Source organism: Pandoraea pneumonica (genome assembly GCF_902459645.1).
GTDB classification, from domain to species: Bacteria; Pseudomonadota; Gammaproteobacteria; order Burkholderiales; family Burkholderiaceae; genus Pandoraea; species Pandoraea pneumonica.
Map to the genome: position 1 here is coordinate 208,068 of NZ_CABPSK010000005.1, position 15,415 is coordinate 223,482.

The following is a 15,415-nucleotide window of genomic DNA, read 5'->3' on the forward strand; positions in this document are numbered from 1 at the left end:
GGCGTGCGACGGGGGCGGGGCGATTTTCTGAGTTCGCATCGGGTGCCCACGATTGGGGCGGTGTCATCGTCTGTGAGGGCGTAACGCCTTGCATATCACTTGTCCAAAAGGGGCAGGGGTGTGAGCCGGGAATCTCAATGCGGCAGAACTGGGGCGCGGCTCAAGTCAGCGACCGCGCGAAATGACACCGGCGTTTGCGCCAGATCGTTGACCTTGATCCGGCGCAGGACCACCACCGGGCTTCCGGGCGTTTCGAAGGAACCGTAGGTGGGGCGCATGAACTTCAAATGGCGTGTCACGAGTTCGAGCAGAACTTTCCTGTCGGTGTGCACGATGCAGGCGACAGCCGGGTCGAAGAAGAAATATTCGGGATTGCCCAATTCGGACACCCGCCGCCCGAACAACATCGTGTGTCGCGGCGTACTGAGCTGATACGTGATGGGGGTGGTGGCTTTGCCGTCGAGGGCGCGGCTCAAACTGCCGACGTCTCGCGCGAGTGCGATGTTGCCGCCGAGCTCGATGGTTTCGTCAGCCGCTTGGCTGGTGCCCAATTGCCGCAACGACGTGAGATAGGTCCGCGTGGCCGACGACGTGGGGGCCATCGCGTATTCCCCGTGCCGCGTGAGCAGCGTGCCTTCCCGGCTGTCGCGCACTGCCACGGCCATGGCGCGCACCAGTCCGCCTTCGATCTCGCGGTTATTGATGCCAGCAACCGTTTGCACGGTCGTGACGACGGCACCCAGCGACGGCGCTTCGTTCACGATGTTGCCGACGAGTTCAAGGGCCGCCTCGGCATCCATCGCGGATTCGATTTCGCCCGCAATCGAGCCCAATGCCGCGTGGTCGACAACTTCGGGCGCGATAAAGTGCAGCTTGTGATAGGCCGACGGTGTTAGCAGATTTGGGCGTTGCGCAGCATCGGCACGAAACATGGCAACTTGCTTCGCATTGCGAAACACTTGGCGCTGCGCATGATCGATATCGGTGTTCACGGCCTGCAAGCGTTCACCGAAAGCTCTCTCGATGTCGTACAGCACGTGGGGATCGGTGAGCGTCGTGGCGTCTCCCGGCGCAGGCTTCGGCACGCAGCGCCATGCGCCATTGCGCCCCAACTTCATATACGGGCCAAGTTCTCGTGTGCGAGGGTCCATCAGACGGAACTCCGCCACCTCCGTATCGAACTCGAGATTCGCATGGGTGAATTGGTCGATTCTCGCGACAAAACGGCTACCGATGAAATAGAGCCCGTTGATGACGCCGTCTTCGCCAGAGACCTCACCCTCTCGGAAAAAGCGGAACCGTGCACCACCGGGGATGCTGCCCAATACCTTCAACCTGGACGCCGCCAGCCCCTGTGTGCCGATGGCCGTGGCAATCGACTTCAAGCCTTCCCTGCGCCATTCGCCGTCTCCCGCCAATAGGACCGTGCCCAATCCGGCATCGACAGCGCTAATGGCCAACGACAACGGCTTGATGGGATATGCGACCCACGACGCGGCCCCCAGCGCCAAATCGAAATAGCGCACGGTGCGGGTGAGTTGTACGACGGACTCGCGTACGGCATCCGGATCTAGCGACCGATCCGTTGTCATCGTCGACTCGGCGTACTGGGCTAGCCGCTCGCCAGCGGCTTTGAAGATGTCGCCGTCAACGGGCGCGCAAATCGCGTCGATCAGGGCGCGATGTGGTGCGACGCGATGGTCCGAAGACTCGCTGCGCACATTCGCAAGCAGGTATTCATTGATCGTTGCATGTATCGTGGGCCGGAACATGGCGACGATCTCGAGGCGCTTCGCGCTGTCGCCGACTTGCTCGCCGATCCACGTATCGAGTGCCGCCCGGTTTTGAAAGCCGAGGACACTGGTGTCTTTACGCTGTGGCGCGAACATGAGGATTTTTCGCGTGGCTCGGTCGGTGATCAGCACCGCCGTGGAGTCGTAGCCGTTGATGCATAGCCATTCGCGCGTGAAGTGAATGGGAACAGCGCCACGCGGTGCCAAGCCGTCTCCCCACTGCGCACCGTCGGCGACGGCGCGCGCCAGCGCGATAAGGTCGGCATCGAGCTTGGCTTGCGTAGCACTCGCAATGGCATCCAGCGCGAAGACCATTTGCAGGTTGTGACGAATCTGCGGTGCGTTAGCGCTCGCGAAGTCCGCTACTTCACTTTGCAAGCGGTCTCGATAGCCGTTTATCGAAATTTGCTTAATCAGGGCGGCGGCGTCGGGCAATGGCTCGGTCGTGGCCGTAGGCACGTTGGCCGCGTTCTCAGAGCGCGTGAGCGCCAACACTTGTCCCGCATGCAGTTCGGGAAAGGTGCCCTCGATTTTCGCGAGCGCCGCATCGATCAGGCTCATCGTGACAATCGGCTGGGTATCGGTGGGCGGTGTGCTCTGCGCAGATTGGCCAGTCGCGCGGATTTCCAAACGCATGTCGTCGGGATCGAGGGCGCTGGCGCCGACGTCGGACAACGCGTCTCGCACCATCTCACGGGCAATGCGCCGTTCGTCAGGTAACGCGAGCGAAAGCCTGAGACGTAAGTCGAGCATGGCTTCGATGGATTGTTCGATGTTTTGCGGCAGCAGAACGACGGGGTTGGGCCCGTGCTTACCCGGTGAAAGGCGCGCATTCTCACGGGCATCGACTTGCAGTGCGTGGTAGCGATCATCCGGCGCGGCGCCAGCAAACCATGCCGCGTAGTGCGCACGACGCGCAGGCGTGCAGGCTTGCGTCACGTTAAAGCGCATGTCATCGCGCAGCACGGTAAGTGACGCCTCGCGCGCGATTCGCAACGGATCATTAGGCGTGAGCGTCAGCCGGAAGGTTGGACGAGTGTCCGGCGTTTGCTCGATAACGCGTGCGGGCAGACGGGCGAGAATGGCTTCCGGCAGCGCTGAACGAGGGGACGACACCAATGCGCTTTGCAGGGCTTCCGGACTCTCGTACTCTCGCCACGGGCGTGCATCGCCTGCGAGATACAGCAGTGTTTTGCCGCGATTCGGATGTTCCGAGGCGGCGAATACCCCCGCGACAACGATGTTGTGAGGGCCTGCGTGCAGCGTGTAGGCCGTGACGTTCCCGTGCTCACCGCCATCGGCGATTCGGCCCGTCGCTTCTGGCTGCGTTAGAACGAGCTCCCCCAGTACGGCCGCTTCGGTCGAGATGTCTTTCGCCGTATGCGACAAGCGGAGATCGTCGCGGGCCAGCCATCGTTGCGGTCCGTCGAGCGCAGTGAGCAAACGCAGACCGGTGTCGGGCATCTCGCCTTCATCCCCCAGCCATCGCCACTCTGCGGTCACGCCTAGCAACTGGGTAATCGACAATCCCGGTACTTGTGCATCGGCGCGGTAGTAGTGATCACCGCGCAGGTCACCGGCGTACACGCCGTAGGTGGCAGGGGAGAACTCCATCGTGGTCACGTCTGGTGACAGTGAAATCGGCAGGTCTCCGCTCACAATCTGCAATGCAGCGTCCAGGATAGGAATGCCAGCCTGCGGGCGACCGCGCTCCAGATGATTCAGATCGTAGGTGCCGGGGTTTCGCGCGAAGCCGAACGAGTCGAATTTGTACAGACGGACATCGTCAAGAGAAGCAAGCTGCCCACTAGCCCCTGCGGTCAGTGCTTGCTTCAGCTTGCTCTCAAGATGCGTCCGGAGATTCACAACGGAATCGACTTGGGCGAGCGCGGCTTCGTGTGAATCGGTCCGGTTTCGCACGGTTTCAACGAATGTACGTACCGATTGCTGGAACGTGGGGCCCAACGAGATATCGCCAAAATCGACGTCGGGCAATGCAGCGTGCGTTGGCGAGACTGCTTGCGTTAGTGCGGGGCTCGCCTGCTCGGTGGGGGCTTCGCGGGGTAAGCGCTTGGCGCGCGACGCTGTTAGTTGCAAACGCGCAGCCGCTGACGGCGTGTTGTCGTGCACGATCGCTGGTTCGGCAAGTTGCGCGGTGTCGGTAACGTTGCGGTACGCGGCGACGGCTTGCTCAAAGTGCGATGGCATCTGCGGATGCTGCTGCGCAAATGGGTTGCTGGGGAAGGCGGGGGCGTCGGGGATGCCCGGGATGCCGGGCAGTGGCGAGCCGTGCGCGACACGCATGTTGTACAGCCAGAACAAGACGAAGCCGACAACGCCGTGGCGTGCGAAATTCATTTGCCGAAGTCTCGGCTGCGGCGCTGGAAGCGGATCTGGCAGCGGGGCGGCGAAAGGCTCGCTGCCGTTCACCGTTACCGAATGCCCCGAACCGGCCCAGCGTGCTTGCTCAAGGAAATCGCGCAGATCGCCAAGCCAACGTGAGATATGGGTGCGCCACGAGTGCACTTCACCGGGCGTCGCACGCGCCTGCGCTCGCCCGATGGAGCGCCTCAAGTCGCGCAACGATTTCTCCGAGAGCGCGCGTGCGCAGACTTCGTGCACCGTCTCGAACGGCCGACGCTGCTCGATTGCGCTGACGACGAGATCCAGAATCGGCGCGGCAATGTCCGGATTCGCCTCCTGTGCGATGACGATGTCGATCAGCGAGTGATCGATCAGCGCTGCCAGATCATCCCCTGCCAAACCTTGCCCAGCGATGCGCAGCGTGAAGTCGAGCGCGGGTGCCAGTTGGGGCGCGACGTCAACGAGCGCGGCGTACGCCGCGTGGCTGCGCTCCGGCGGCTGCGTGGGTATGTCGCGGGTGTCGACGGGCGCTGCAAGGGGGGCTGTGCCGTTTGACAACGAGGGCGCGATGGCCTGCATGAACGATGCTCCGAATTGAAAGGCACGCACCTGCCGGCCGGATGACTGGGCGAAGAGGGGCGTGTGCCTTCATCGAGACATATGCTCGTTCGGCGTACTCGTTGGGGATTCCAGATTTCGGCTCGTGGCGGACATTGGGAAGTCGCCACGAAATGCGTGAGAAAAGCGCGGGCCGACCGCGCGGCTAACGACGGTCGAGTTCGTCGGTGCAGTAGGTAGCGAGCGCTTGCAGTACGCCGTCGTTTTCGCCGACAGCGGTGCTCACTCGCAGCGTGATGGCAGGGTGCTTTTGCCGACAGGCATCGGCCAGCAGAGGAAGGTCGCGGCGTAGGTGCCCGCCCTGTCCGAGAAACACCGGCACAAGCGTGATATCGAGACTGCCCAGTGCCACGAGCTCGGCGACGGCATCGTCGAGCGACGGTGTCATCAATTCGAGAAAGGCGAGCCGGACTTCGGCGTCCGGGCGTTGCGCCCGGAGTTTGCTATGCAGCCGCTCGAACGGCTCCGCCCAGCGCGGATCGCGCGAGCCATGGGCGAACAGGATGAGACCCGGTTTGCCGCTCATGGCTACGCGCTCAGTGCTTGTCGACCCAGCGCAACGCCCCGATGGCGAGCACCAGATACAACAGCGATGGCAATGCCGCCGTGAACCACGCCGGCCACGTGTTGAGCAGACCCAGATGCGAGAACAGATTGTTGAGCAACTGGAAGCTCATGCCGAGCATGATGCCGCCGAACACCTTCAAACCGATCGCGCCAGCGCGAGCATGCAGGTACGCGAAGGGCAGCGCCAGCGCCATCATCACGAACACGGCAAACGGATACAGCAGCTTTTGCCAGAGCGCCAGGTTGTAGCGATCGGTGTTCTGCTGGTTTTCCTTCAAGTGGCCGATGTATTTGTACAGACTGCCGATCGCCATGTTGTCTGGCGAGACCATCAGCACGGACAGAATCTGCGGCGTCAGTTCCGACTTCATCTGCACTTTGTCGATGTGCACTTGCTTGCTCTGCACAAGTGCGCGCAGCGGATCTTTACTTGCAGTGGCATCGTCGGTGGCCGAGAAGACGGTTTCGGACACGTCGGTCAGTTGCCAGTAGTTCGGTGCCTGGAACTGTCCGAGCTTCGCCAGACGCACGCTGTCCAGGCGCAGTGCCGAGTCGAACTCGTAAATGCGCACGTCGGCAATGGTGTTGTCGGGGTTGAGCGTGCCCACGTTGATGAAGCGCGTCACACGTCCGCCGTCCTGATCGACGGTGTCTTTGACCCAGACACCTGAGCGGAAGCCCGCCGAGACGGAGCTGCCCAACGCCTCCAGACGGATCTTCTGCGCCAGTTGCTCGGCACCCGGTGCGACGAATTCCCCGATGGCGAACGTGATAAGCACCACCGGCAGGCCGATCTTGAGCAGCGAGCGCAGTGCCTGCCCGGTCGAGAGACCCGAGACGCGGAAAATCGTGAATTCCGAATTACCCGCCAACTGCGCGCAGACATAAATCGCGGCAATCAACGAGGCGACCGGAATGATTTCGTACATGCGTTGCGGCGCGAACAGCAACACGTAGGCCAGCGCGTGCTGGAAGCGATAGCCGCCACGGCCCACGTCGCCCAGTTCGCTCACCAGATCGAAGAAGACAAACAGACCGACAAACGCCAGCAAGACGAACAGGAACGCCAGGTAGATCTGGCGGGCAAAGTATTTCTCGTAGACGCGCATCAGCGAGTCCCTCCCGCATTCAACTCGCTTTTGCCGGGATTGCGACGGCGGCTGAACAGCCCGCGGAAACGCACGCGGCGCACATAAAGCAGCACGATGATGACGAGCGCAACCGCATGCAGCAGCCACACACCGATGGCGAGCGGCAGGCGTTCCTGTGCCACATAGGCCTGCGACAGACTCAGCAGGTTGGTGTAGCCCAGATAAATGAGCACGGCCATCACGAGGTTGATGGTGCGGCCATGGCGCGGGTTTTGGTACGCCAGCGGCACAGCCAGCAGCACGAGCGAGAGTGCGAGCAACGGCAGGCCGATACGCCAGACGATTTCGCCCCGGAAGATCGGATTGGCGATCTCGCGGAACAGGCGCGCGGTCGGCACGCCCTTGGTCGGCGTGTTGTCGACATCGGTCGGCGCGGGGTTATCGATCTTCACGCCGTAGCGCTCGAATTCCATCACGCGGTAATCGGGCTGGCCGGGCACGCCGTCGTAGCGGCGGCCGTTTTCCAGCACGATGTAGCGATTGCCGTCCTTGGCCGTCTCGATGTGACCTTCTTTCGAGACCACGACGTTCACCTTGCCGTTCTCGGTGCCCGAGACGAACACGTTGTGCACTTTGGTGGCGTCGGGGGAGACCGTCTCGACGAAGAACACGCGGTGATTGGCGGCGCTCTCGCGGAACTGGCCGGGCGCGATCATCGAAACGTCGTCGCGCTGGGCAAAGCGCGCTTCGAGGGCAGAGATCTGGAGGTTCGCCCACGGCCACGCGACCAGCGCGCAGAAGGTGATGACGGCCAGATACGGCGCGGCGAAACGCAGCACCGGCTTAATGAAGTCGGTGATCGACAGACCGGAGGCAAACCACACGACCATTTCGGAGTCGCGGTACCAGCGGGTCAGCACGAACAGAATCGAGACGAACAGGGTGACGATCAGGATGACCGCGAGGTAGCCGACCACGGCCAGACCGATGAGCACGAGAACATCGCGCGGATCGGCCTTCCCCGACGCGGCGAAGCCCAGGATGCGGATCATCATGGTGGTGAGCATGACGGTGATCAGCACCATGAAGACGGCCCCAGCGGTGTAGTTCAGCTCGCGCTGTAGGGAACGCTGAAAAATCATGTGATGAAGATTGGGGAGCTCTCGCGGTTGGGCGAGCGCGGAAAAAAGCGGATAATTGCGGCTCGTACGAATTTTACCCGAGGAAAGCGCGATGGACTTTAGCACAAAAGCCTTCGATTCGACCAAGACCGGCCTAGCCGATCTCGCCAATGCGAAGACGGAATGCCTGGTGGTCGGCGTATTCGAGCAACAGCCGCTCGCGGGCCTCGCCAAGGCGCTCGACGCCGCCAGCAAGGGTCTGCTCGCCCGCATGGTCAAACGCGGCGAACTCGACGGCAAGCTCGGCAGCACCCTGATGCTGCACGAAGTCGCAGGCTGGAGCCCCGCACGCGTGCTGTTCGTCGGCCTGGGCCGCGAAGACCAGCTCTCGCAAAAGGGTTTCAACGATGCCACGCGCGCCGCCGTGCGTGCCGTGCTGGCCTCGCGCGCGACCGATGCCCTCTGGACCCTGCCGCAAGCCAAGATCGCCAAGCAGGATGCCGCCTGGGCCGTGCGCACGTCGGTGATCGCGCTGCGCGACGCCACCTACCGTTTCACCCAGATGAAGAGCAAGGTCGAGCCGGCCAACGTGGCGCTGCGCAAGATCGTGTTCGCCGTCGCCCCGGACGACCTGAAGGCCGCTAAGGTCGCGGCCAAGCGCGGCGACGCCATCGCCAACGGCATGACGCTCACCAAAGACCTCGGCAACCTGCCGGGCAATGTGTGCACGCCGACGTATCTGGCCGACGAGGCTCGCAAGCTGGCGCGCGAGTTCAAGCTCAAGGCCGAAATTCTCGGGCCGAAGCAGATCGAGGCGCTCAAGATGGGGTCGTTTCTGTCCGTGGCGCGCGGCTCGGTGCAGCCGCCCCAGTTCATCGTGCTCAAGTACGAAGGCGGCCCGGCCAAGCAGGCCCCGATCGTGCTGGTCGGCAAGGGCGTGACCTTCGACACGGGCGGCATCTCGCTCAAGCCGGGCGAGGGCATGGACGAGATGAAATACGACATGTGCGGCGCCGGTTCGGTGCTGGGCACGATTCGCGCGGTGGCCGAGATGGGCCTCAAGCTCAACGTGATCGCCATCGTGCCCGCAACGGAGAACATGCCGAGCGGTCAGGCGACCAAGCCGGGCGACGTGGTCACCAGCATGTCGGGCCAAACCATCGAAGTGCTCAATACCGACGCGGAAGGCCGCTTGATTCTGTGCGATGCGCTGACGTATGCCGAGCGCTTCAAGCCCGCTGCCGTCATCGACGTGGCGACGCTCACCGGCGCGTGCATCATCGCCCTGGGCCATGTGAATTCGGGGCTCTTCTCGAAGAGCGACACGCTGGCCGACGAGCTCGTGGCCGCCGGTCGCACGACGGGCGACACCGCCTGGCGTCTGCCGGTCGAGGACGAGTATCAGGAGCAGCTCAAGTCGAACTTCGCCGACATGGCGAACATCGGCGGGCGTCCGGCTGGCAGCGTGACGGCGGCGTGCTTCCTGGCGCGGTTCACTGAAAAATACGAGTGGGCGCACTTGGATATCGCCGGTACGGCATGGAAGAGCGGCGCAGCCAAGGGTGCGACCGGCCGTCCGGTGCCGTTGCTCACGCAGTTCCTGATCGATCGCGAGGCCCGGTGACCCGCGTCGATTTTCATACCCACGTTGCGAACCGGCTCGATTACGCGTGCCGGTTCGCGCGCAAGGTCTATCTGGCCGGGCAGACGCTCGTGGTCGTTGGCGAGCCGGACGTGCTGCGCGCCTTCGACCAGACGCTGTGGACGTTCTCGCCGCTGGAGTTCGTGCCGCATTGCTTCACGGGCGACGAGGTGGCCGCCAAGACGCCCGTGGTGTTGGCCGCGCCGGACGAAGAAGCGCAACACCATCAGGTACTGCTCAATCTGGCGAACGTCGTTCCCACGCACTTCGCGCGCTTCGAGCGTGTGGTGGAGATTGTGGGCGATGCGCCGGAGGACTTGGGCGGGGCGCGTGAGCGTTACCGCTTCTACCGCGATCGCGGCTACACCCTGAACAACTACGACCAACGAGGCTGACCGTGACGTATGAGCCCGAGCGCACCGACCCCGGCATTCCCACGCTGACCGAAGTGCTCGCGCCCGGCGACGACGTGCCGGTCTCAAACGCACCGGCGGCGGCTGGGGCGCCGGTCAGGCAGGCTGAGCAAGGCGTGCCGGCCGATGTTGCCGTGTTTGCAGAGCGCGTGAGCGCGCGGCTCACGCTGCAACTGGCGGACGAGATTACGACGATGGTGGAGCGTCGTTGCCACGACGCGTTGATCGATCAGACGGCGTGGCTGGTGCAACTGATCGGCAAGCAAGTCGCCGACGCGTTGCAGGCGCAACTGCCGGATCGCATCCGGCAGGCGGTCATCGAGGAAGTGGCGAAGCAGGTGCGTTCTTAGCGCGTGAAACCCAAGACCCAGCGCGCTAGGCGTTCGGCCTCGCCCGGGGCCAATTGCGGGCTGGCGGGCATGGGAATGTTGCCCCACGTGCCACGGCTACCGTCTGAAATGGATTTCACGAGGTCTTCCACGGCGTGGGGCTGTCTGGCGTAACGCCTGGCGATGTCGCGAAACGCCGGCGCAAGCAATGTGCGGTCGGCCGCGTGGCATGTCATGCAATTGCGATCGCGCGCGAGCTTGAGCATGGCCTCATCGTTGGCAGACGACTGGGCGATGGCGTTGGGGGCGGCTATCGCCACCAGCAGGCCTGCGATCACTACGGCGATCCTCTCGCCCAAATCCTTCATGTGCGACTCCCCGATCGTTGATGGATCGCGATGCGAGGCTGCGTGATAGGAATGGACGGCTGTGCCGCAGGGCGCATCGACGCGCCATTATACGGTGCGTCCCGGCCCGTCTTATTTCCAATAATCGCCCAACGAAAAACGGCACGGCTGCCATGCTGGCCAGCCGTGCCGTTGTGCCGCTTTCGAACTTCAAAACCCAGCGATTAGCCGGTCACCGCGCCCTTGTTGGCGGGCTGCGCGAGCGCCGCGTATTTCGCCATCACGCCACGGGTGTAACGAGCGGCGGGTGCCTTCCACGCGGCACGTCGGCGCGCGAGTTCGTCGTCCGCCACATTCAGTTGCAGCACCAGCTTGTGCGCGTCGATGGTGATCGAATCGCCTTCCTGCACCAGCGCGATGGTGCCGCCGACGAACGCTTCGGGGGCGACGTGGCCGACCACCATGCCCCACGTACCGCCGGAGAAGCGCCCGTCAGTGATGAATCCGACCGACTCGCCCAACCCCTTGCCGATGATGGCCGACGTCGGGGCCAGCATTTCCGGCATACCGGGGCCGCCCTTCGGGCCGAGGTAGCGCAGTACGAGCACGTCGCCTGCCTTGATCTTGTCTGCGAGAATCGCGTCCATCGCGCTTTGCTCGTCGTCGAACACGCGTGCCGGGCCGGTGATGACCGGGTTCTTCAAGCCGGTGATTTTCGCGACAGCGCCGTCTTCGGCAAGGTTGCCCTTGAGAATGGCCAGATGGCCTTCCTTATAGAGGGCGCGGTCGACGGGGAAGATCACGTGCTGGTCGGCGCGCGGCACGGACGGCACGTCTTTCAGTTCTTCCGCGATGGTGCGGCCGGTGATGGTCAGGCAGTCGCCGTGCAGCAGCCCGGCATCGAGCAAAATCTTCAGCACTTGCGGAATGCCGCCCGCTTTGTGCAGATCGGTCGCCACGTATTTGCCCGACGGCTTCAGGTCGCAAATGACCGGTACGCGTGCACGTACGCGCTCGAAGTCTTCGATGCTCCATTCGACTTCGGCGGCGTGCGCAATCGCCAGATAGTGCAGCACGGCATTGGTCGAGCCGCCCGTCGCCATGATGAGCGCCACGGCGTTTTCGATGGACTTGCGCGTGATGATGTCGCGCGGCTTGATGTCTTGCTTCACGGCCTCGATCAGCACGCGCGCCGATTCAGCGGCGGAGTCGACTTTCTCCTGATCGGGGTTGGCCATGGTCGACGAGTACAGCAGCGACATGCCTAGCGCCTCGAACGACGAGCTCATCGTGTTGGCCGTGTACATGCCGCCGCACGAGCCGGTCGAGGGGCAGGCGTTCTTTTCGATGCCCTTGAAGTCGGCCTCGGTCATGCGCCCGGCGGTGAACTCGCCCACGGCTTCGAACGACGAGACGATGGTCAGGTCTTTGCCCTTCCAGTTGCCCGGTTTGATCGTGCCGCCATAGACGTAGATGCCCGGCACGTTGATGCGGGCGAGCGCGATCATGCCGCCCGGCATGTTCTTGTCGCAGCCGCCGATGACGACCACGCCGTCCATCCACTGACCCTGCACGGCCGTCTCGATACAGTCGGCGATGACTTCGCGCGAGACGAGCGAATACTTCATGCCTTCGGTGCCCATCGACATGCCGTCGGAGATGGTCGGCGTGCCGAACGTCTGCGGGTTGGCTTGGTGGGTCTTGATGGCCTCGACGGCGGCGTCGGCCAGGCGTTGCAGCCCGGCGTTGCACGGCGTGATCGTCGAGTGGCCGTTCGCCACACCGATCATCGGATTGTCGAAGTCTTCTTCCTTGTAGCCCAGCGCGTAGTACATCGAGCGGTTGGGCGAGCGGGCCACGCCTTGCGTGACGTTGCGCGAACGACGGTTGAATGCCATGACTGTCTCCTCTGTCCTGTGGGGATGCGGCCCGCCGCTCAGCGTCTCGGCGTCGCGCACATGCGTTGTTGTATCACACGTCGGATACAAAAACGGCGCGCTCCAAAAGGGGCGCGCCGTGTCTTGTTACGTCAGCTTGCCGGTTGGCTTAGCCACGCTTGGCCAACTTCAGTTGCGACAGGTCGCGCACGGCACCACGGTCGGCGGAGGTCGCCAGCGCTGCATAAGCTTGCAGGGCCTGCGACACCACACGCTCGCGGCCGATCGGCTGCCATGCCTGGTCGCCACGGGCTTCCATGGCGGCACGGCGGCGGGCCAGTTCTTCGTCCGAGACGGCCAGATGCATCTTGCGCGTGGTGATATCGATTTCGATCACGTCGCCGTCTTCCACCAGACCGATGGTGCCGCCTTCGGCCGCTTCCGGCGAGGCGTGACCGATCACGAGGCCCGACGAACCGCCCGAGAAACGGCCATCCGTGAACAGCGCGCAGGTTTTGCCCAAACCCTTCGACTTCAGGTACGACGTCGGGTACAGCATTTCCTGCATGCCCGGGCCGCCCTTCGGACCTTCGTAGCGGATCACGACCACGTCGCCTGCCTGCACCTTGTCGCCGAGAATGGCTTCGACGGCGTCGTCCTGGCTTTCATACACGCGGGCGCGGCCCGTGAAGACCCACTGCGATTCGTCGACACCGGCCGTCTTCACGATGCAGCCCTTTTCGGCGAGGTTGCCGTACAGCACGGCCAGACCGCCGTCCTTGGTGTAGGCGTGCTCGAAGTCGCGGATGCAACCGGTTTCGCGGTTCACGTCGAGGCTCGCATACGTCGACGACTGGCTGAACGCCACGGTCGTCGGCACGCCACCCGGGGCGGCGCTGTAGAACGTTTGGGCCTTGTCGTTCACCTTCTCGGCGCTGGCAGCCACGTCCCAGTTGGCGATGGCGTTGCCGAGCGTGCCGCTGTGCACGTTGCCGCACGAGGTGTCGAGCAGGTTGGCGCGAGCGAGTTCACCCAAAATGCCGATGATGCCGCCGGCACGGTGCACGTCTTCGATGTGGTACTTGTCGGTTGCCGGTGCGGCCTTGCACAGGCACGGGACTTTGCGCGAGATGCGGTCGATGTCGGCCATCTTGAAGTCGACACCGGCTTCTTGGGCGGCGGCCAGCAAGTGCAGCACGGTGTTGGTCGAGCCGCCCATGGCGACGTCGAGCGTCATGGCGTTTTCGAACGCGGCCTTGGTGGCGATATTGCGCGGCAGCACCGAGGCGTCTTCTTCTTGATAGTAGCGGCGGCACAGGTCGACCACGAGGCGGCCGGCTTGCTCGAACAGCCCGCGGCGCCAGGCGTGCGTGGCCACGATGGTGCCGTTGCCCGGCAGCGCGAGGCCAATGGCTTCGGTCAGGCAGTTCATCGAGTTAGCCGTGAACATGCCCGAGCACGAACCGCACGTCGGGCAGGCGCTGCGCTCGACTTCGGCCACTTCGGCGTCGCTGATCTTCGGATCGGCGGCCTTGATCATGGCGTCGATCAGGTCGATCTTGGCGATGACTTGGCCGTCGCCCGACTTCACCTTGCCCGCTTCCATCGGGCCGCCCGAGACGAACACGACCGGGATGTTCAGGCGCATGGCGGCCATGAGCATGCCCGGGGTGATCTTGTCGCAGTTCGAGATGCAGACCATGGCGTCGGCGCAGTGCGCGTTGACCATGTATTCCACCGAGTCGGCGATCAGTTCGCGCGACGGCAGCGAATAGAGCATGCCGCCGTGACCCATGGCGATGCCGTCGTCGACCGCAATCGTGTTGAATTCTTTGGCGACGCCACCGGCGGCCTCGATCTCCTTGGCGACGATCGCGCCCAGGTCGCGCAGGTGCACGTGGCCCGGCACGAACTGCGTGAAGGAGTTCACCACGGCGATGATCGGCTTGCCGAAGTCGGCATCGGTCATGCCGGTGGCGCGCCACAGCGCGCGGGCGCCGGCCATGTTGCGGCCGTGGGTGGAGGTGCGGGAACGGTAGTGAGGCATGGTCGTCTCGTGAAACGCTGTGCTTGTGGGTAATGAGTTGCCGGGCCTTTTTTAAGGCAGCCGCGCCGCAAATGAGGCGGGCGAAGCTCTGGCCGGACGGAATTGGACGTTAAGATTCGTCTTTCCTTGCATGCTTGTCAAATATATTATTTGACTCGGATTAGGTCGAAAAACATATCATGGATCTGCGTCAACTCCGGTATTTCGTGGCGGTGGCCGAAGAACGGCATTTCGGACGCGCCGCACAGCGTCTGGCGATGACCCAGCCGCCGCTCTCGCAGCAGATTCGGGCGCTGGAAGCGTCGCTCGGCGCGCCGCTGTTCGTGCGGACCAACCGTTCGGTGGAACTGACGGCGGTCGGGCGTCAACTGCTGCCCGAGGTGCGGCGCATTCTCGCGGATGCCGAGGCGTTACCCGCGCTCGCGCAGGGGCTGGCGCATGGCGAAGTGGGCACGCTCTCGCTCGGGTTCGTCTCCACGGCGGATTACGGCATCCTGCCGCCGCTATTGCGTGAGTTTGGCGAGCGTTATCCGCGGGTGCGCCTGCAACTGTTGGAGGCGACGAGCGACGTGCAGGTCGAGGCGCTGATGGATGGCCGGATCGATGCGGGGTTGTTCATCCCGCCGGTGCCTGCGCGCTTTGCGAACGAGCTTTCGTATCTGCCGATCGTGCGCGAGCCGCTGATGCTGGCGTTGCCTGCGGGGCGGGGGAGTGCATCGGGTGAGCCGGTCAGCCTCGCGGACTTTGCCGACGAGCCGCTCGTGATCTTCCCGCGCCGGGTGGCCCCGGCGTTCTACGACATCATCATGGGGTGCTATGCGGCACTCGGTCTCACGCCGCGCGTTGGGCAAGAGGCGATTCAGATGCAGACCATCGTGAGTCTCGTCTCGGCAGGCATGGGCGTGGCGCTGGTGCCGCAGTCGCTGTGTCATCTGCGTCGCACTGGCGTCGAGTATCGTGCGTTGCGCGAGACAAGTACGTTGATCGAGACGGGGTTGCTCTGGCGCACGGCGGAAGTGACGCCGGTGCTCGAAGGCTTTCTCGAGACGGCGCGCGGTGTGGCGCACACGCCGCCGGGACCGACGCTCGACGAGTGACAAGCTCGTGGTATTGTGCACGCCATCCGACGGCACGCTGCAATCGGCGTTTCACGAGGCGAAAGGCATGTCCTTCTCACGAAGGTCGGCGCGCGTCGTGTGCCGAATT

General features: G+C 63.7%; 11 protein-coding genes. 4 read left to right on the top strand and 7 right to left on the bottom strand.

The features are described 5' to 3' along the window. Positions 1 to 134 precede the first annotated feature (134 nt). The 4 genes from PPN31114_RS23420 to lptF form a co-directional block, all read right to left on the bottom strand. Positions 135 to 4,736: a dermonecrotic toxin domain-containing protein gene (locus PPN31114_RS23420; protein ID WP_150681926.1), complete on the bottom strand. Its 4,602-nt coding sequence runs from the start codon at positions 4,734 to 4,736 to the stop codon at positions 135 to 137. A gap of 184 nt (positions 4,737 to 4,920) precedes the next feature. Beyond that, on the bottom strand, positions 4,921 to 5,301 hold the full coding sequence (locus PPN31114_RS23425) for a sirohydrochlorin chelatase (RefSeq protein WP_150681927.1): 381 nt from the start codon (positions 5,299 to 5,301) through the stop codon (positions 4,921 to 4,923). 10 nt (positions 5,302 to 5,311) lie between these two features. Beyond that, positions 5,312 to 6,451, bottom strand: a complete 1,140-nt coding sequence (gene lptG / locus PPN31114_RS23430; RefSeq protein ID WP_150681928.1) for an LPS export ABC transporter permease LptG — start codon at positions 6,449 to 6,451, stop codon at positions 5,312 to 5,314. Then, positions 6,451 to 7,575, bottom strand: coding sequence for an LPS export ABC transporter permease LptF (lptF, locus tag PPN31114_RS23435; RefSeq protein ID WP_150681929.1), 1,125 nt, complete (start codon positions 7,573 to 7,575; stop codon positions 6,451 to 6,453). The genes lptG and lptF overlap by 1 nt, the downstream gene beginning before the upstream one ends. Before the next feature lie 91 nt (positions 7,576 to 7,666). Here lptF and PPN31114_RS23440 point away from each other — a divergent pair, with 91 nt between their 5' ends. Genes PPN31114_RS23440 through PPN31114_RS23450 form a run of 3 tightly spaced genes read left to right on the top strand, consistent with a single transcriptional unit; the run spans position 7,667 to position 9,959 of the window. Further along, positions 7,667 to 9,178, top strand: a complete 1,512-nt coding sequence (locus PPN31114_RS23440; protein WP_150681930.1) for a leucyl aminopeptidase — start codon at positions 7,667 to 7,669, stop codon at positions 9,176 to 9,178. Beyond that, complete coding sequence (locus PPN31114_RS23445; RefSeq protein WP_150681931.1) at positions 9,175 to 9,591, top strand: DNA polymerase III subunit chi; 417 nt, start codon at positions 9,175 to 9,177, stop codon at positions 9,589 to 9,591. The genes PPN31114_RS23440 and PPN31114_RS23445 overlap by 4 nt, the downstream gene beginning before the upstream one ends. A gap of 2 nt (positions 9,592 to 9,593) precedes the next feature. Further along, positions 9,594 to 9,959, top strand: a complete 366-nt coding sequence (locus PPN31114_RS23450) for a DUF2486 family protein (RefSeq protein ID WP_174988430.1) — start codon at positions 9,594 to 9,596, stop codon at positions 9,957 to 9,959. Here PPN31114_RS23450 and PPN31114_RS23455 read toward each other — a convergent pair. The 3 genes from PPN31114_RS23455 to ilvD (PPN31114_RS23465) all read right to left on the bottom strand — a co-directional run bounded on the left by PPN31114_RS23455 (position 9,956) and on the right by ilvD (PPN31114_RS23465) (position 14,209). Beyond that, positions 9,956 to 10,306 carry a c-type cytochrome gene (locus PPN31114_RS23455; RefSeq protein WP_150681933.1) on the bottom strand — a complete coding sequence of 117 codons (351 nt, stop codon included), beginning with the start codon at positions 10,304 to 10,306 and terminating at the stop codon, positions 9,956 to 9,958. The genes PPN31114_RS23450 and PPN31114_RS23455 overlap by 4 nt on opposite strands. A gap of 203 nt (positions 10,307 to 10,509) precedes the next feature. Further along, positions 10,510 to 12,183 (bottom strand): dihydroxy-acid dehydratase, encoded by a 1,674-nt coding sequence (ilvD, locus tag PPN31114_RS23460; RefSeq protein ID WP_150681934.1) that lies wholly within the window; start codon positions 12,181 to 12,183, stop codon positions 10,510 to 10,512. Positions 12,184 to 12,331: 148 nt separating this feature from the next. Beyond that, positions 12,332 to 14,209, bottom strand: a complete 1,878-nt coding sequence (gene ilvD / locus PPN31114_RS23465; RefSeq protein ID WP_150681935.1) for a dihydroxy-acid dehydratase — start codon at positions 14,207 to 14,209, stop codon at positions 12,332 to 12,334. Between the two features lie 179 nt (positions 14,210 to 14,388). Between ilvD (PPN31114_RS23465) and PPN31114_RS23470 the strand changes: the two genes are divergently transcribed. Next, positions 14,389 to 15,306: a LysR family transcriptional regulator gene (locus PPN31114_RS23470; protein WP_150681936.1), complete on the top strand. Its 918-nt coding sequence runs from the start codon at positions 14,389 to 14,391 to the stop codon at positions 15,304 to 15,306. The last annotated feature ends 109 nt before the right edge of the window (positions 15,307 to 15,415 follow it).